Source organism: Oribacterium sp. oral taxon 078 str. F0262, assembly GCF_000160135.1.
Classification (GTDB): domain Bacteria; phylum Bacillota; class Clostridia; order Lachnospirales; family Lachnospiraceae; genus Oribacterium.
In genome coordinates, this window is sequence record NZ_GG729936.1 from 1 (window position 1) to 18,990 (window position 18,990).

11 protein-coding genes and 1 pseudogene are annotated in these 18,990 nt (G+C 47.4%); all 12 read right to left on the minus strand.

Translation table 11 applies throughout. The features are described 5' to 3' along the window. On the minus strand, positions 1–279 hold a 279-nt coding region (locus GCWU000341_RS10130), incomplete at its 3' end, for a helix-turn-helix domain-containing protein (RefSeq protein WP_009215894.1). Positions 280–328: 49 nt separating this feature from the next. Next, on the minus strand, positions 329–679 hold the full coding sequence (locus tag GCWU000341_RS12770; protein ID WP_207635071.1) for an AAA family ATPase: 351 nt from the start codon (positions 677–679) through the stop codon (positions 329–331). Positions 680–689: 10 nt separating this feature from the next. Then, entirely contained in the window at positions 690–2,771 is a 2,082-nt protein-coding gene (locus tag GCWU000341_RS10135; RefSeq protein ID WP_050761994.1) for an AAA family ATPase, read from the minus strand. A 27-nt stretch (positions 2,772–2,798) separates the two neighbouring features. After that, positions 2,799–6,518, minus strand: a complete 3,720-nt coding sequence (locus GCWU000341_RS10140) for a sacsin N-terminal ATP-binding-like domain-containing protein (protein WP_009215897.1) — start codon at positions 6,516–6,518, stop codon at positions 2,799–2,801. A gap of 14 nt (positions 6,519–6,532) precedes the next feature. After that, on the minus strand, positions 6,533–10,105 hold the full coding sequence (locus GCWU000341_RS10145; RefSeq protein WP_040654224.1) for an SNF2-related protein: 3,573 nt from the start codon (positions 10,103–10,105) through the stop codon (positions 6,533–6,535). A 13-nt stretch (positions 10,106–10,118) separates the two neighbouring features. Continuing rightward, on the minus strand, positions 10,119–12,071 hold the full coding sequence (locus tag GCWU000341_RS10150; protein WP_155812833.1) for a hypothetical protein: 1,953 nt from the start codon (positions 12,069–12,071) through the stop codon (positions 10,119–10,121). 41 nt (positions 12,072–12,112) lie between these two features. Beyond that, positions 12,113–14,635 (minus strand): BREX-1 system phosphatase PglZ type A, encoded by a 2,523-nt coding sequence (gene pglZ / locus GCWU000341_RS10155; RefSeq protein ID WP_009215900.1) that lies wholly within the window; start codon positions 14,633–14,635, stop codon positions 12,113–12,115. 22 nt (positions 14,636–14,657) lie between these two features. Beyond that, positions 14,658–15,131: a hypothetical protein gene (locus GCWU000341_RS10160; RefSeq protein WP_009215901.1), complete on the minus strand. Its 474-nt coding sequence runs from the start codon at positions 15,129–15,131 to the stop codon at positions 14,658–14,660. Between the two features lie 210 nt (positions 15,132–15,341). Further along, positions 15,342–15,905 (minus strand): annotated as a pseudogene (locus GCWU000341_RS10165) (IS256 family transposase); the annotation flags it as partial. 104 nt (positions 15,906–16,009) lie between these two features. Beyond that, positions 16,010–16,246 carry a DUF6462 family protein gene (locus GCWU000341_RS10170; RefSeq protein ID WP_009215904.1) on the minus strand — a complete coding sequence of 79 codons (237 nt, stop codon included), beginning with the start codon at positions 16,244–16,246 and terminating at the stop codon, positions 16,010–16,012. After that, positions 16,236–16,559 carry a DUF6462 family protein gene (locus tag GCWU000341_RS10175; protein WP_009215905.1) on the minus strand — a complete coding sequence of 108 codons (324 nt, stop codon included), beginning with the start codon at positions 16,557–16,559 and terminating at the stop codon, positions 16,236–16,238. The genes GCWU000341_RS10170 and GCWU000341_RS10175 overlap by 11 nt, the downstream gene beginning before the upstream one ends. A 449-nt stretch (positions 16,560–17,008) precedes the next feature. After that, entirely contained in the window at positions 17,009–18,979 is a 1,971-nt protein-coding gene (gene lysS, locus GCWU000341_RS10180) for a lysine--tRNA ligase (RefSeq protein ID WP_009215907.1), read from the minus strand. Positions 18,980–18,990: the final 11 nt, after the last annotated feature.

Sequence of the window (18,990 nt, forward strand, 5' to 3'; positions counted from 1 at the left end):
GCACTTGCCGCAGACAGAGCAGTAACGAACCCGCGCTTTTTCCGGTGAACATGCCTTGCAGACGCCGGAAATCCGGCATCCCTTGCGGTTGATGCAGTCATTGAACGGCCTGCCGTAGGCTCCGCTTTTCTTAAATACCAGGTGAGAGCGGACCTCTTTCGAGACGGTGGAGCAGTCCTTACCGATCCTCTCGCCGATGCCCTTGAAGGAATTCCCCTCCTTGAGACCAGCCTCGATCAAGAGCCGATCATCAAGGGTAAGCTGCTTATATTTAGTCATGGATCCTCCTGTTCTGGTCGGAGCAACAGGTGGTGGACCAAGACCTCCATTATAATACTTTTTCAGAAGAATTAACTTCCATCCCATTCTTCGGAAGAATTAAGTTCCACCTTTCAGATTTCCAGGTGGAACTTCGAATAGCAATTAACATAAAGATATTCGCAAGCTCCAGGATCCCATTTCCATTGCCGTCCACCCGGTTGACCAGCTGGCGGATGTTGTCTGTCAGAACACCAACATTCTCCGGATATTCTGCCTTCAGCCAGGCAATGGTATCCGCAAAGACACGACCACGTCCAATCGGCGGCAGCTGATTCGGATCTCCGATCAGAATCAGACGCTGTACACTGTTCCAGTTGATCGCCCGGAGAAGTGTCGCAAACAGATTCAGGTCGATCATGGAACACTCATCAACAATGATCATCAACAATGATAGTGTTGACATCCTGGCTGAGCTTTCCCCCGGATCTCTTCAGAGTGAAATTGTTATTGATCCATCCGTTGGAAGCCAGGAAAGAGTGGATTGTAGTAGAACGCTCACCGGTCTGTGTTTTGATGCGTTCAGCAGCTTTGCCTGTCGGGGCCATAAGAAGAAAACCTGTGCTCTCTCCATGGACACGCTTGATATTTTCCACAATAGCCCGGATAACCGTGGTCTTGCCGGTGCCCGCCGCACCAGAAAGAACGCAGAGAGGTTTGGTGAAAATCTTCATACAGATTTCGGCCTGTTTGTCCAGAATCGCCTCATACTGTCGTCCTGCCTTGGATATCAACTTTGAATCCTTCTTCTTCAGGCGCTCCTTAAACTTCTCTGCACTGATTGCCCGTTTCAGGACAATATCCGGCCGATCCGTCAAAGCTTTGAAGGCGTCTTCAATGCACCGCTCATCTTCATAGACGGACCGCAAATACAGATACAGCGTATTATTCTCATCACGACGCAAATATAGAGCTTCTTCCAGTACCTCTGTCTCTATATCAAAATTTTTCAGCTTGTAGGTATATCTTTTCCACTCCGGCATCCGATCCAGTCGATGATTAACAGACTCCAGAATGGTCGCTGTCTTTCCAAAAGAATGTGCTGCGATGCGGTTCAGCTCATCCACGCAAAAAGCGCGGAGACGCTCGGTTGAGCCCTCATCCAGCAGGTTATCCAGTCCAAAGTCTGGCGATGCCAGAATACCGTTATCGATCTTATAAAACGGTATGACATCATCGACATCATAGCCCTGGTACTGTTCAAAAATGATATACGGATCTGCCAGTATTTCTTCGAGAGAAACTGTGATTGATACGTTTTCCCTGTCCTCACTGAGGATAGCCTGCATCTGGCCTGCCGTAAGAGCAAATCTCGGCAGGATATCAAGTAAAAGCTTCTGTTCAGGCTCCTCTCGCAGTTTATATTCCCGGCGGATCTTCTTCAGCTCTGCTGCAGGTAATGCCTGTCCCCATACGTCATCGCGTTCTCCAACCAGCAAATCACATACCTGGTCCCGAAACGCTTTCATATCACTTTCATTTGTAAGGCGCAGATATGTGGCTTCAATGCTGCCAAGTCCAAGGTTTTCCAGCACAGAAGCAAATCCGGGATACGGCCCACGGGCAATCCATAACTCATTAAGGACGCTGCCCAGCCAGTCGCGGCGCAGCTTCCAGTTTTCTGTGGTGTCTCCTATCTCTATCAGCACTTCAACTGCGTTTACCAGCTGATTTACGATCTCTATAGCATCATCGTCCGTGATCTCCCTGGATCCGTACTTAAACGGTGCCCTGTGCAGCGGCTTGATAACCAGCCTCTCCAGAACATCTTCATTATCCATGTATTTCCAATAGGGGATACAAAACCCCTCATCTGGGTATGCTGAAGTAACCGCCTTCTGCCATACGATGCCGCCGGCATATTTCTTCCGTATTTCTTCAGAGATATTCTGGTAATAATGAAAATCTCCCATCTTCTTCAGCCGGGAAATACCAGCAACCACATAATTGTTTTCTTCATTTTCCGAGAAGGGATTGCTGTAACCGGCATAATAAAAGACCAGGGATTTTCCCTCTTCAAACTGAGCAAAGTACTGCTCTGCCTTCCGGCTTCGCTCTTCATAATCATATTTCTGAGCTGTCCCGGACTTATTCAGGACATCATCGCTGTACATGAATTCATAGCACCAGGTACACGCTGTAGATGGCGGCAGTGTAAGCAGCGCAGGGTCTGCATCTCCCTTTCCCCACCAGCTTGGAGGATCAATCTGAATCTGAATGGTATCTTTGCCAAAAGCATTCACACTGCATCCGCACGCAGCCTTACAGGGATGAGAAGAGCATGCCTCTCCGGCATGTTTCGTCTCATAGTCCAGATCCCTGTTTTCTGCAATCAATGTTCCGGGATAAGAATACTGCCCTACACAGTATGTATTGCCGCAAGGGTTCTTACAGATATGACCGTTCCACCCATCGCTATGCCATGCAAGGCGCAGGCTCATATGCATTGCCATGCCACCATCTCCTCCGAAAATGTATTATCAAATCAAAGTCAGAAAACCCTTTTTAAACGCATCCGGAAGTGGAAATTTCTTCTCTCCTGCTTTTGGGAAACTAACACCCATATAAGGGCCGTCTATGTAAGTAATCACACCGTCTCCAAATGCCTTATGACGGACTTTTGCGCCAACTTGCGGCTTTGACTGCGATGCTGGTTTCTGACCATTTGTTATATTGCTTCTCTCCTCCTGTCGCGGAGGCTGCGGAACCATTGGCTTCCGCTCCGGCAGGGGCCTTTCAACAGGTCTTTCCCGCCTCTGGTCGTCTCTCCTGTGATCAACGATATATACCTGTTTTCTCTCACGCTGCGGATGAGCCAAGGGGCCAGTAACATTCTCCCGAATCTGAGATACAGGCTTTGCTACCGGTTCCGGATCTTCCTGACCGGGAATCCCATACTGCTCTAGGAGAGAAAGTATTTCTTTCACCTCCGCCAGATGCGTCTGGGTAAAGTGAACCGTAGCGTCAGAAGAAAGCTCGATTTCATAATCTTCTGCCGGCGTTCCGATGTCGATATTCCGAAGTGCTCTTGTCATTTCTTCCTTGAACTTCTCTTTGCTTCCATCGCGGAACTGCTTATATCGCGAAGAACAGTTTTTGCAGAGGCAGAGGTTCAGCTGCGGCATCTCGATCCCGTAATTCGCAATTTCGGTCACATCCACATACGGTGCTGCCTTTTTGCACATCTGACAAATCTGTGTATCGCTCTCATTCACATACATACCCAGCGTATAAGCACGAATTGTTTTCGGCGACTTGCTGGTTCTGATCTGCCGGAGCACTTTCTGATAGCGTACCGGATCTGCACAGAAGAATTCCTGACGAACATGCTCGATTAAGCTGTCCAAATTTCGCACCCTGCGCTGAGGAAACTCTTCCGACTGCCAGGCATTCGGATCAAATGTCCCTCTGTCATCCTCATCTTCCGTAGGCTGAATCCTGCCAATATCTGAAATATCAAATCCGAGTTCTTTAGCCAGCTGACGGAACATGATCGTCTTATCACGCCGGTCCAGGGCGCCGACCATTTCAAAAGTATCCGCCTTGGCATCTGCCTCTTTCTCCACAAAGCCAAGAACTGCAAAAGCTTCCTTCTTATTCGGCAGCTCACTATAAATCTCTTCATCCAGGTCATAGCGAGATATCTGCGAGGGCCGATGCAATTCCCCATTTTTATCAAACAGCCAGTCATTATAGCTCAGTCTCCATAAAAAGCTGGCATTTTCATGGCTATCATAGGGATTATTCTTCCGCTTCCTGACAACGCCGCTCAGTTTTCCGCTGATAGAAAGCAACAGTTTCATCAGTTCTGCAGACTTTCTCTTAGCCAACTCCTCCTTGGGATGATATTCAATATACTCAATATTCTCATCCAAGCCATCGATTTGCATGTTCGGACAGAATTCACCCAGCGCTCTCCAGTAACCATCACCAGTTCCGCTGTAGTCCGCCCGCTCTCCCTCGATCACCGGCGTAGTGATCAATCCAAGCTTCTTCAGTTTCGACAGGGATATTCCATGGTCCTCATAAAACTCCCGGTCTATCTGATAATGGTCGAAATTATATGGATCCCCATCCTCCATAATCGGCCTGTCGTTTTCTTCGTCATAATCCACTTCATATGCTTCACATACCGGCGCATAGTAGGTCAGGAGGTCTATGCCCTCATCGGAGGTATCTACATATACGGCATGGGGGAAAGCAAAGGAATTATTCCCGTCTTCTGTCTTGATCTTGATGATATAAGCATTCCGCAGAAGAGCCATAACTTCTGCCGTATTCCCAGATTCTTCGATCAGATCCAGAAGCTGCTGGATGTCTTCAATATATTCCCGTTCAAAGTGAGCATCGTCTTCGAAATGAATCTTCTCATCATCGCCCTGAATATACTTTTTAATGATCTTTTCTTTGACGAACTGATAGTTATCAAATTCTGCGATCTGAAAACCATCCTTGAAAAGAGACTCATAGTCCTGCGCCACCTTCGTACTGACAATGGAAGAAGGCCGAAGGGTACGATACCGGCTGGAGGCATTCAGATATACGGATAACGCATTCTCTTCATATGTCGGCACCAGATCATTTTCTGCATTCAAAATCACAGGCGCCTTGCGAAGATGCGGCCAGGCTTTTGGCAGGCAGGCTCGAATGGCCAGTTCATATGCTCCACCTCTGGTATAGGTCAAATTGGACCGATACAAGCTTTCTCGATAGTCGGAAAGGAAACTATACAGAGCTTTCAGGGATTCCAGATACATCTCCGAAGTAGAAATGCTCTGCACCGGCAGTTTCCCAAGTTCGATTGCCCAGTGAGATAAGTCGAAGGTCCGGATGCAGAGATCATCCCGGAGCCAGGAAAAATACTCGGTAAAGTTCCTTTCTCTCTCATTGTTAAAGGCAACAAAATGATCCACTGCATAGAATGATTCCTTCCAAAGGACGGAATCCTTTAAATCGGCCATCTGAAAAGGAACAGAAATAGCCAGTTCATTTTTATTGCGATAGTCTCCGAGGCGGTCAGGTAAGATGCTTTCCTCCGAAAACACCTTTGTAATCTTATCCTTCAGCCCCCTGATTGTCCCATTCTTTGCTTCATCCTGAAAGGCAGAAAGAACGACGCGGCGCAGAAACACCTGAGTGATCAGGTTTCTTTTTGCAAGATCCATCATCGATTCTGCAATCAAATCTCCCAGCCTGCCAAACAGACTGTCATTGAAGGTGGACGGCGTCATCAGTTTTTCTCGGGAAACAGCTGTCTCGAAGCTGCCATGAATCAGGAACGGCAGATCTGTCATATCCCGTGTAGGAAAGTACACCCACACCGGTGTATGCTCCATCTCATTGATATTCCTTGCCTGAACATTCAACCTGTATGCGACCGCCACCTCTGCGGACTTCATATCAGGATGGTCAAATACCTTTTTGTAGCGGAGATAACGGGAAATCTCTTCTTTTCCATCACTTTCGGATCCGATAATCCTGCAGGTCAGGAGCTGATCATCTCCATTTGCATGGCTCAGCGTAATGTGGACGTATTTCCCGTTTTCTTTATTGATCCAGTACAGGTTACGTATATAGGTCAGAAACAGCAGAATCTCGCCGGACAAGCTGTTTAGTTTGTCCAGGACATCCTTACCGCTGACGGCAACCAGCTCTCCTTTTTCATTGCGTTTCTTGAACGGGATGACGATTTTTGTCAGGTGCTGCGTATTGGCAAATGGAAGATATTTCGTTCCATCTCCGTCCGGATAAGCCAGGGTGCTCTTCAAACCCTGAAAGTCCCAGTGGCTGTCATTTTCCACAGGAAGCAGATAATTCTTGATGATAAAGGCTTCTTCATCCGAATAAATCTCCGGCTGATAGGTGTATTTGAAAACAGATTTAAAGCCCATGCCGAATCTTCCGATGGTCTGAGCATCGTTTCTGTCTTTTGTTCCCATCAGCATAGATGACACACCACGCACATCATCTTCATCGAAAGGATCCCCATTATGATAGAAAACGAGCTGATCCTTATAGAATTCAATGACGACCTTTGTCGCTTTTTCATCCTCTGCATTCTGCAAAAGTTCATAGACAAAATGATTGCTGTCCGAATAGTGCCCGGCCAGAAGAGCCTCATATTTCTGGGGCTCTCTGGTTAGTGCTTTCCACTCATCCTGATTCGTCGCATAGATCTTCTGATAATCTATTCTGCCCATTCTCCTGCCGCTCCTTAATCGACGTGAAGAACTCCTCTGACAAGAAGGTTGGTATGGATATCCACCTTTGCCACGGTCTCATCGACTTTTTTAGTCTGTGCATTGTACTTCTTTGTGATATTCTCCAGCTGGGCGATCCTCATTCGCTTGATCTTATCATCTGTAGCAGATTCGACCTGCCCGCGGACAATCGCTTCCTGCTGATGGAAGGAGTGTGCCAGCTGCTCCTTCCTGTATTCACACTCATCCCGAACATCTGCGGAATACTGCTCCTTAGAATCCTGCCAGCGCTTATAATGCAGGTCATCCATCTGGTCCCAGCTACTTTGATGAGTACCGTCATCCTCGTAATACTCGGATGCATACTGGATGAAATTCAGGATATTCTTCTCCACAGCAGGATTGCTGCTTACTGCTACCAGACGGATATCCGGCCGCAGGCCAACATATCTCCATGCATAGATCAGGAATTCATAATCTCCCGGTTCCACTTCCGGATCCGCAATCCGAACTGCAAGGTCGCAGGGGAAATTCCTGCTTTCATAAGCGGCCGCCTGTGCGACAAACGGATGCATCTGTGTGAAAAATGTCACATCCCGGTTGTCCTTCGCATACTGGCTTTCAAACGTCACGGAAAGTACAGGTTTATCCGATTTCAGATAAGCCTTCCAAAGCTTCGTAGCATGGTTATTTGTAGAAAGCGGCATCTTCATCAGGTCATCCAGCAGAAGCTGACGCTTATCGGCAGCCAGCCGGAGTGTCTTTCCATCCTGCTTTCCTCTCAGGTATTCTCCCTGTCCGAGGTAGTCATCCATGAAGATGTTCAAGAGTTCATTGAGACTCTGCGGATTGATCCAGGCATTTTCTGCATCCTGGACATCCTTATCCATCATGTATTTCGACAGATCAAATCCATACAGAGACTTCTCTTCCTGTTCCAGGCGATGCAGCTCCTGTACCTTCATGACTTCGTTATCCGCCATCTGCTCGATCTTCATCTGACGTTCTTCGTCCGTCAGCTCCGGATCAAACATAATCTTGAAAATCTGGTCACTGATATCACCAAGGATTTCAGAACAGTCACCGATACTGGCTTCAAAAACGCCGATCTTTGACAGACACCGGTCATAGATAACCGCATCGATGGTCCCCTGCGTAATCATGTTATAGATCTTCACGGTATCGCTCTTCTGTCCGCGACGATCGATTCTGCCGATTCTCTGCTCAATCCGCATCGGGTTCCAGGGCAGGTCATAGTTGATCATCGTGTCACAGAACTGATAGTCAAGACCTTCACAACCCACTTCACTAAAGAACAGAACATCGACAGCATTCACGTTATCCCGGTCCAGAAGGAACCTCTGGCGAAGCTTATAGCGTTCCTCATCCGGTACAGAACCATCCACCTGGCCCACACGGATTCCCTGCGCAGTCAGCTTTTCCCGAAGATAGGAAAGCGTATGCCGGAAAGAACTGAAAATGATGACACGGTTATTATCCGTCGTCTGCTTCTCCTGAATCACTTCCAACATCCGGTCGAATTTCGGGTCATCCTTGGGAAGATCTCCGGAAAGCTTATCAATCTCGTCTGCCAGTTCAAACAGGGAGTTTTCCTCGTCACTGTTCAGTTCAAAATCATATTCGTAAAGCTCTCCATCTTCCTGAATCTGTGAAAGGCGGCGCTTTACAATATCATTCATAAACGGTGCAAGACCGTAGATGCAGCTAGCAGCCTGCCGCATAATAGTGCACATCATAAACCGCACACTGCGGCTACCATGAAGCTGTGCCAGCGCTGTGCTTTCAAATTCGATCAGTGCATCATAAAGATCCCTTTGTACGCCGTTGAACGGCACCTCTACCGTTTGTGTTCTTCGGATACAGAAGTCTTCAATGTCCTTCCGCCTTGTACGGTTGATCATCGTATGGAAGGAATGCAGGCCCTCTATCTTCCCGATCATCTCGATCCGTTCATCACGTGTGACCTCTGTCCTGTCCAGGAAGGTAAAGATCTTCTCAAACTCAGGATTGTGCTGAATGACGTTCCTTCCCCATGTCGTGCTAAGAATATTCGCTATCTCGGCCTTCCCTGCTTCCTGCCATCCTTCCTCCTGGTTCCGGACAATCCGGAGGAGATTGTTGATGAACGCATTGGGTTCAGACATGGTTTTGAAGGTATCTTTATCAATAATCACATCCGGACGAAGCAGGTTCAGCAGGGTATACAGGTCATTGTTGCTGTTCTGCAGCGGCGTTGCCGTCAGGAAAACTACAGCATCCGCATTTCTGCAGAAAAGTTCCACTCCACGATAAGCCCAGGTATTGGCGTTCCGGATGTTATGGGCCTCATCCACGATGACCAGGTCAAAGTGCGGAAGCGGGTCCAGTTCAGATAAACCGATATCCTTGTGTTTTTTGCCGGATCTGGATCCCCTGCCCATGATGGAATCCTCTCCAAACAGGGAGTACGGAATAATTGTTTTGCTGTGCCGCTCCGGCCACTCACCATCACGGTCTGTCTCAGAAATACACTCGGCAAGCATTCTACCGTCCAGCTGGGTAAAGTCTTCGTCGAAGCGCTTCATTTCCAGCTGCCACTTGCGCTCAGCGACCAGCGGTCTTGGGCAGATAACAAGTACAGAGGTAAGACTCGACCTTGCCTCCAGTTCCTTCAAAATCAGTCCGGCTTCGATTGTTTTACCAACACCGACATCATCCGCCACAAGGACACGCGGGCTGTCTGCCTGGATCATCCGGAGCGCCGGCCGGAACTGATATGGAACAAAATCGATTCTGGCAGAGTTCAGAGAATACAGATTCGAAGAGCCGGGGTTATGTATCTGATAAGCAGTCAGAGCAGACCGAACCTTCGGAAGGGATAAATATTTATGCTCTTCCTTAGCATTCTGAAGCTGGATCTGCTCCTTGTAATAAGACTGCACTTTTCCATTGACCAGTACAGAATACTTGTTTCCGCTGACTCCGATCACTGCGCCGATCACTGACGGATCACTGACGAGGACAACAATGCTTCCAACAGCGATTCCTTCCGGCTGCCCGACAGAGGCAGGGCTCTCTGCAGCAGGCGCGGCTTCCTTCACAGGTTCTTTCGCCGGAGTTGCATGGATATCCTTATCTTCTTCTACGTCAAAGATAAAGTTCTCCATATCCCTGGTGTCTTTCATGCTGGCATCAAAAGCCTGCATGAGGGCAATGATGACATTCACATCATCAATCACCTTGGCTTTACTGATATCGTTCGGCGTAATATGAGCCCAGGTATTCCTGATCTCCTGCATGGTCCTGATATTGCCCCGCTCTTTGTTATTGATAAAGAAGGTGCTTGTTATCACGAACCAGTTTCTGTCCAGCACGCGAAGAAGGGCTGCAAGATCCAGCCCTTTGATCTCGTGAATATCATTCCGAAGTACAGTCTCCCGCTGAAGCGGGCTCAGGTTGTTGAACACCAGATCCTGCCACCAGTCATCAGTGATCTTGGGCAGCTTCTTCTCAAGCCACCCTCCAATCTGCTGGTTCAGCCGGAACATGTACTCATTCATCTTACTGATGATATAGGAAGTATCCATATCTTTATCCATTCTATTTCAAGATTTGTAAGTATTCATGAAGCTTCTTTTCATAAACTGATGTTTCATAGTGGTTTGCCTTCTTGTCTATCCATCTTCCAATAAACTTCCCACGCGATGTAAGCGTATCAATAATTGAAAGTACAGAAACAATTACAAATGCTATAAGGAAGAGCGATTTCGGTGTGGAAGACAACGATCGAAATAGTCCAATTATACACAGTACAGCAATAACAACAAAGGCAATGACTACAGGTATTCTTCTTGTCTTTATGAACTGATTCTTCTTATCACTTGCATATGTATGAGCTTTTTCTTTTGCGTCTGTTATCTTTTGCTTTTTATCTTCTTCTGCTTTGTTCCTATATATTCTTCGGATTTCTGTTTCTGTATCGCCTATTAATTTCTGTTTTTGCCTTTGTTGAAGCTTTTCTATATACTTATCGTCAATACTCTCGACAGTGGGAAAATATTCAATCCAAAGCTCTCTTTGGGTCACTCGATCGGCTCTTAGCAACACAGCCTCTTCTTTTGTAATCTTTCCTTCGTTTTCCAATTGACCTAAAATGACTCTGCACTTTTCAATTATTTCCGGTGCTGGTTGCATTGCAGTATATGAATTGGTTAACAATTGTCTTTCTGGTATATCCGCCCTGACTTCCCCGCCTTTAACCCATGCTATGGCAGATAAGTCAAAGGACGTTATTACCGGCATTACTCTGTCACCGCCGAAATTCTCTCGGTAAAAACTATTAAACGCATTCGTAAAATCCACATTTGTTGTCACAAAAATAGCCTTGCATTTTTCTATTTCTCGACTTACCACCCCGTTTCGTATTCTGTGAATTGCTAGTGCAGATGTAACATCGGATCTCAAATTATCATCTGTATAATGCCTTGTATGACCTCTAACATAGTCCATGGCTTCAACTTCCGATATGTCGATGCTATCCAAATCAACACATCCATCCTCTTTAGTCGCGTATCCCGGCGTATTACATAGTTTTATTCCAAACTGTTCTTCTAACGTGTTAACAAAAGTCTTTTTTATTCGAGTAACACCGTCAAAATCGTATCCTTTACTGTCCAAACCTTCTAACGTACGGGAAGACCGTTGTTCGCCAATCAACGAATGCTGATAAGCGGTTAGAATAGACAGCATTTCTCTCTCGTTTTGTTCAAAGAAGAAAAACTTAGCACCTTGTTTTTTCAGAAGCATGTGAAGGGTAATTGCAGAATCTGTCTCCTGTTCGCTCTGATACCCAAGCAGCTGAAGTAAAATAGGAGTGTCATAGTATATATCTGTGTTTTTATACGATGCGGCTTTAATGTTTGCATTATCCACCTGAAGATAGATAGCGGATCTCAAAAAGTAACCTTTTGTTAAATCAAGAAATACAGTATATTCAATACTTTCCTTTCTCTTTTGTTCAAAAATATATTGTGCTATAAAATAATTAATTTCATCATGGTTTAATGAAATTGTTTCCGCTTCAAGTGTATCGAACCCCACTTGTAAGGCAAAAACAGAAAAAAACTCTTGAAGAAACGCTATGCATTGCTCCTTTGAAATAATTCGCGTTCTCTTACAATGATTTTTCAAGTATTCGAAAAGACTCTCTCCTATTCTGTCGATCTTCTCCGCGCATTCCTTCTTTCTTAGAGTGAATCTCTCAACCTGCTCATCTAAAGACTTTGTTAACCTATATTCGCGGTTCTTTTTATCGAAGTGAACTTTATCTCTTGATAAGATCTTTGCAATAACAGATTCCGGGATGTCTACATATCCAAAATCATGTCGAATAATATTGGTAACTTTTTGAATATCAATGTTTTCGTTAGGAGATGTAGTCTGTGCTACAGCATAATGAATAAACGGTGTGATGAGATCTATCATATCCTTTCTTCTGGAAGACCAAAAAGCTTCAAGAAGTACTGTACCTGTTAATGCTGATTGATTCTGCATATATCTAACCGCCTCTTTAACAATTCCTGATTAATATCTTGTCACATTTCTGCAATATCGATTGTGAATTTGTACTTCTGGTGGATCTGAGATTCATCATCCATATCCGCCAGCACAAGATAATAGTCCTGACCGGTCCGGTACTTCCCACTTCTTAGCGTGAACTTCTCCGTAATCAGGCGCTTACTTGCCTCTTTATCCCGGATATTGGCGATGATCGGTACATCAAAAGATATCTTCTTTCCGGTCTCATCCACAAAGAAGGCTACCAATTTTCTCGGTTTATCCTTGTCTGTTACCGGCGTCATCTGCATGAAATCCAGTTTGAATTCGGTGTTCGTAATTCTGGAGATGAAGGAACTGATCTCCACGTTCACATAGCCGGTATCCTGCTTTCCTTTTGCCGTAATAACTTTCACCACCGGAACGATCATCTCCTGCAGGGAAGAACCGCCATGAACATAGTTCATACCTCCAGCCTGTTTCTTGATAATATCCGTTCCCATGGGGGTCGTGACAAAGATACGGTTAAAAGCACTGAGGTAAGCCAGGGATCTGCTGATAAGAGCATCATTCTGATACTCACTGTTGGAGAGCAAATACCTGTAATTGGTCTTAGGAATATCTGACTTATCAATGGAGATCTTATCGCTCTCCGTCAGCTTATCCCGCTTATAAATAAATCCATGGTCCGAAGTCACCAGGAACCTTGTGGCAGATACATAGCCTGTGAGCCGGTGGATCAGCGTCTGGATCTCCTTGACTGCCTCTTCGCAGGCATTGAAGGCTTCATTTTCGGATCTTCCGCCTTCCCCTCTCTGGTCGATCTGGTTCTGATAAACATAAACCACATCCTTATCCTGTAGGAGATCCCGGATTTCGCTCTGTTTTGCTGTCATCAGGCGGTCAAAGTCCACACAGATAGAGCGCGGAATCTGGCTCTGCAGGATCTTCTGCCGATCTAATGTGCTATTGCCGCACTTCATTCCATCCACTGTAATATTCAGTTCTGCATCCACCTGAATATCTTTATTTGGCAGCAACGATGCCATACCAAGCGTAGTTTCTGAAGGAAGAACACTCAACATATGGTTCATGCGGACCGTGCACTTTTCATCTAACTCCAGGTTTTCGAACAGTTCCCGACCACATTCATAACGCATACCATCGGAGATGATAACGATCACACGGCCTTCTCTTCCATCCTCTCTCATGAACGGACGGACAAAGTCCGCATAGAACTGCTCCTGCCTTCTTCCTGCATAGTCCTTATAAGCTTCATCCGTAAGAATCTGATTCCACTTAAAGGAGAAATCTGTCAGGAATTTGTTGGTATAGATATTTTCGACCAGATCCCGGAGCTTTTCTGTCTCCACCGTCATGCCAACCGCATCCATGTAGTAATAAAATTTGCGATAGTTCCGGTCGATCTGATAGGTGTTTTCGGTATAGTCCTGGACAACCTCCGTAAGCGTGGGCTTGAAGGAGTGCAGCGACACTCCCTTTAACACATGCCACGCATGATAGATCATCTTGTAGCGTTCGCCGTACCGTTCATTATAGTGATAGCAGGGCTTTATCCGCTCTTCACAGATCTGCGGGATGGAAAGGCCGGCAATCTTTTCATCCAACATGCCGTCTTCAATCTTTGCGATCATCCAGCTCAGCAGGTTTTCATCAAAATCAGGCAGCGCATCACACTCCAGGATATCCTCCAGGCGGATCTGTCGGATCATGGTGGGAGCCTTCAGTTCTGCGGAAACTTTCTCGGCAAACCCATCATAGAAAGCCTTGCTCTCATCGTTATTCATCAGGTTCTTAACGAATACGACTGCATCATTCTGTCTGGCGGAAAGGAACGTTTTCCACCCTTTCGGGATATTCCCGCCCGTGACGGTATCCATATAGGTCACGATCATCGTGCAAAGGAGCTCGGATATGGTCGGTGTCAGATCCTTATATCCCAGATTCTTCTCGCAGAGATCCCAAAAGATCCGGTCAAGTCTCTGACTTTCCATTCTCTTCAGAATGGTGTTATCCTCTGCCCCTGCAAGGACAGTCTTTTTCAGAAGTTCATCAAAACTCAACGTCTTCACGCCGGCAAGGACGCACAGCATGCCAAGATGCAGCCTTTCCTTCGTAATATCCTCGATGGAAAGCTTCCGGAATTTATCGATATTACCGCTGGTCCAGAATTTCCGGAAGCGCTTGACCTCGTCCTGGCACTCCGTGGGAATTCCGAGTTCTCCCATGATCTGCACCAATTTGTCGGAGTAAAAATGCTGCGAATAATAGAAAATATCCGCCAGGAAATTCTCCCTGTCATCCGGACGGGAAAATGGTGCATAGAGCAGGTAATTACCCTCCGGATCCCGCTCTTCAATCTGAAGCTTTGTCTCAAACCAGTTGGATTCTGTGACGATCCAGAGCTTTATGCCTTCTGCCAGCGCAAAATCATGGATATTCTCCTCATATGAGCCATCATCGTCATACCAGAAAACGAGTTTCCTTCCCATTCCGGTAAGCATGGCATTCAGTTTTTCCTGTATTTCTGTCAGATCCATTCCGTCAACCTCTTTCAGGCTTTTAAATCTTTGCCAACAGGTCTATCGTCTGCTTCTTCTTTCCTTCCGTCGAAACCTCCACGCCCTGGAACAGCTGATAGTTCTTCTTCACGCCATCATCCAAATCCATCGGAATCCGCTGCAGTGCAATATGGGATAAGGCCTGATAATACGGACGCAGCTCGTTCAGCTGTTTCACATACTTATCCTTCTTTCTGATCTCCCGTGCCCGTTCCGTCGCGCTGGTAGTCGTGGAAATAATGTACTCCGAATTCTGCAGGGAATTCTGGATTGCCGCCTGTGCATTATGCAGGTACACTGAACGGATCAGGCCAACGGTGTCCGGTGTGTAGCGATGGATATAGATCAGCGCCTTAAATCCATTCTGCTTGCCAGAATCAAAGAGCCAGTAGATTGGACGCTTGCCGGATCCCGTAACAGAATAGGTGTTGCAATGATCCTTGTAGAAATCATTCAGGAAATAATTCCGGATCACTGCTCGCGGTGTATCGCCTTTGTTTCCAAGTGCATCTGCGATGAACTTCAGGTTCTCCTCCAGTGTCTCCTCTCCATAGACGACGCGTATGAAATCAATAAACCTGGCTACAATATCATCCTTGAAATACTCTTCGTAGTCAAGTCCAAATTTGTGTGTAAATTGCCTTCAGGTAAAACTGTTGATAACTACGCTGCCAGGAGCGCCGCCTGTACCATAGGCGATCATCAGCGCCTTTGAAACAACGCGGCTGTTCTCTCGTACCTTGAAATACGTGGCATCGACCGTGAGGAATGGATAATTTCCCTCGATCGGCCGGTTCCGGAATGTCTCGACTTCCTGATCGAGATCCTTGCAGACAGCGGACACGGCAGATTTGGAGATCGATGTGCCGCAGAGTGTTTCTACGACCCTTGCGACTTTTCTTGTAGAGACACCGCTTACGACCATTTCCACCATGGAGGCGACCAGAGCGGCCTCGCTGCGGGAGTAGTTCTCGAAGACCATTGTATGGAACAGTTGGTTCCGATGCCTCGGTACGTTCAGTGTGATCGTTCCGATTCGTGTCTTGAGATCTCTGCTCCGGAACCCGTTCCGGCTGTCTGTACGGACGTCTGAACGCTCGTATGGGGCGGCTCGGAGCTGCTCCTGCGATTCGATCTTAAGGATCGAATTCAGGCTGTCCTGAAGGAGGATCCGGAAAGCGTCCTCGCGGTCGACGGAAAGTAACTGTAGAATTTCGTCCTGATTCAATGTAATATTGAGTCGAGCCATTGGTTCTCCTTTCGGTACTATGTTGAATGTTGCGATTCTCATTATACCTAAAGGCTGAGCCGCTGGCTCTTTTGAATTATCGAATTTACACCATTATATGGGCATTACCGGTTCTCCCTTCTGTACTGATCTCTTAAATACGCATCAAATAAATCCCTCCGGACCCGATAGGTAGTTTCGATCTTATAAAGAGCTCCTGCTTCCCTCGCCATGCGAAGAATCACCTTTTCCGTCAGTCCGTAATACTCATATCCCGATCTCAGATCGAAGAACTGTTTCTGTGCAAAGCGAATGTCGGTTTCATCCAATCGATCTGAAATCTTCCATAAATTACCCTTCATCCTTCGCCTGCTCCCAGCGGTTTCTCACCTTACGAACCTGCCCTTGGGTGAGAGGCTCCTGCCGGAACTTCTCCAGATAGGCATCAAAGATATCCCGGTTGATGAGGACAACCCCATCGAAGCGGTAGATCGCCCCGCACTCATCAGCCAGCTTCAGAAGTTTCCTGTGCTGCAGGCTGTAGACTATCTCGCATTCCCTCCAGGTCAGGAATTTCTTCTTCAGCCGCCCTGCCTCCGCCTTGATATCTGTCCTTCGTTCCAGATCGTAATACTCATCCGTCATCAGTTCCTCACCAATCCTGGTCTTACTCATTGCACTTCTCCTTTCGCTTTGGATTTGTGGTATCCCTTGTCTTGGATTCTGTAGTTAACAGTTACTTCGGGGCCATCTCGCATCAAAGATGCTCGATGTCGCGCTGGTCTACGCTCCGCTTCGGTCCGCGCAGAACCGATGTCCACTGGACATCGTGCGCCGCGCTATCATCTGTGCCCATAAAGCATCTCGCCATGCAAGCATGGCTCCCTGCTTTCTGTGCCCATCTGACCCCGCTCGTAGTTCCGCGCAAAAAAGGCACTTTCTTCAGAATCTCTTCTAAAGAAAGTGCCTCAATGGGTACTATATGATTTCTGTCTTGCTACATGTCAGAATCTGTAATTTTTTATCAAAAACTGCGGATTCGTTGCAACCATGTTGCAATTCATGTCCGGGAATTTATCTGGGTCTGCAACTTGTTACACAAATCCAAGTACTTTTCGGCCGGATCAGTACAGCTTCGCGCCTGCCGGGATGTGGTTGTCCACCATCAGAAGGTGAAGCTCTTCTTCATCGCTGTCCTTCTTGTTATTGACAGCGGAGAGAAGCATTCCGCAGGAATCGATGCCCATCATCTTTCTCGGAGGGAGATTGGTGATGGCGATCAAGGTCTTTCCAACCAGCTCTTCCGGCTCATAATAAGCATGAATTCCGGAAAGAATGATTCGGTCGGTGCCAGTTCCGTCGTCCAGAACGAACTTCAAGAGCTTCTTTGACTTCGGAACTGCCCCGCAGGCCTTGACCTTAACAGCTCTGAAATCAGACTTACTGAAGGTATCGAAGTCTACTTCTTCCTCAAACAAAGGCTCGATCTTCACATTAGAGAAGTCGATCTTGTCATTCGGGGTGAAGAATCCGTTATTATCAGATGCTGCTTCCTCGTCCTTTTTGTCCTCATGTACTTGAGTGTTATCCTTGGACAAGCTCTTGAGTGTCGGGAAGAGAAGCACATCGCGGATCGCAGGCGTATCCGTGAAGAGCATGACCAGACGATCGATGCCGTAGCCGATCCCGCCTGTGGGGGGCATGCCGATCTCCATCGCATGGAGGAAATCCTCATCCGTGTGGTTGGCCTCTTCATCACCGGCGGCAGCCAGCGCATCCTGTGCCAGAAAGCGCTCCCTTTGGTCGATCGGGTCGTTCAGCTCGGAATAGGCATTGCACATCTCTCTGCCGTAGATATAGAGCTCAAAGCGCTCGACCTTCGAGGGATCCTCTGGCTTTCTCTTTGTGAGCGGAGAGATTTCGACCGGGTGATCCATGATGAAGGTGGGCTGGATGAGCTTCTCCTCGCAGAACTCCTCAAAGAAAAGATTCTCGATATCCCCGATTCCGTGGCGCTCCTCAAAGGGAATATTTCTCTCCTTTGCAAGTCTTCTGGCCTCCACCAGCTCCTTTATCTCATCAAAATCAATGCCGGTGGCCTCCTTCACCGCCTCTGTCATCGTGAGTCTCTGAAAGGGTTTTCCGAGATCGATCTCCGTCCCCTGGTAGGAGATAAGGCTTGTCCCGCAGACCTTCTCTGCGATATGACGGAAGAGAGATTCCGTAAGCTCCATCATTCCGTTATAGTCGGTATAGGCCTGATAGAGCTCCATCAGCGTAAACTCCGGATTATGGCGGGTATCGAGTCCCTCGTTTCGAAAGACTCTCCCGATCTCGAAAACCCGCTCCAGTCCGCCGATAATGAGACGTTTCAGGTAGAGCTCAAGAGAGATCCGAAGCTTCACATCCTCGTCCAGCGCATTGTAATGCGTCTCAAAGGGTCTTGCGGCCGCTCCGCCCGCATTGTCCACAAGCATGGGAGTCTCGACCTCGATAAAATCCCGGTCCGCGAGAAAGCTGCGGATCTCATGGATGATCCGGGAGCGCTTCACGAATACCGCTCGGCTGTCCTCGTTCATGATGAGATCCACATAGCGCTGACGGTAACGGACATCCGTGTCCTGCAGGCCGTGGAATTTCTCCGGCAGCGGATAGAGGGACTTGGAGAGGAGCGTGAGCTTTTCCGCATGAATGCTGATCTCCCCCATTTTCGTGGTGAAGGCAAAGCCCTCCACGCCGATCAGATCACCGATGTCCAGCTTTTTAAAGCCGCGGTACCTGTCCTCCCCGAGGGAGTCCCTCGTGACATAGACCTGTATCTTCCCCTCCCGGTCCTGGAGATGCAAAAAGCTCGCCTTTCCCATGACTCTCTTCGAGAGGATGCGCCCCGCCACGGAGACCGTCTTCCCTTCAAAGGCTTCCGGGTGTTCCCGGATCTCCAGAGAATGCTCCCTCTGGTCGAATTTTGTGATCAAAAAGGGGTCCTCTCCCGCTCCCTGAAGCTCCGAAAGCTTGTCGCGGCGAGCCCTTAAGATATGATTCATATCCACCGGCTCCGCGCCCTGCCCTTTTAATTCCTTCTGCTTCTCTCCCATCTCCCCTCCTG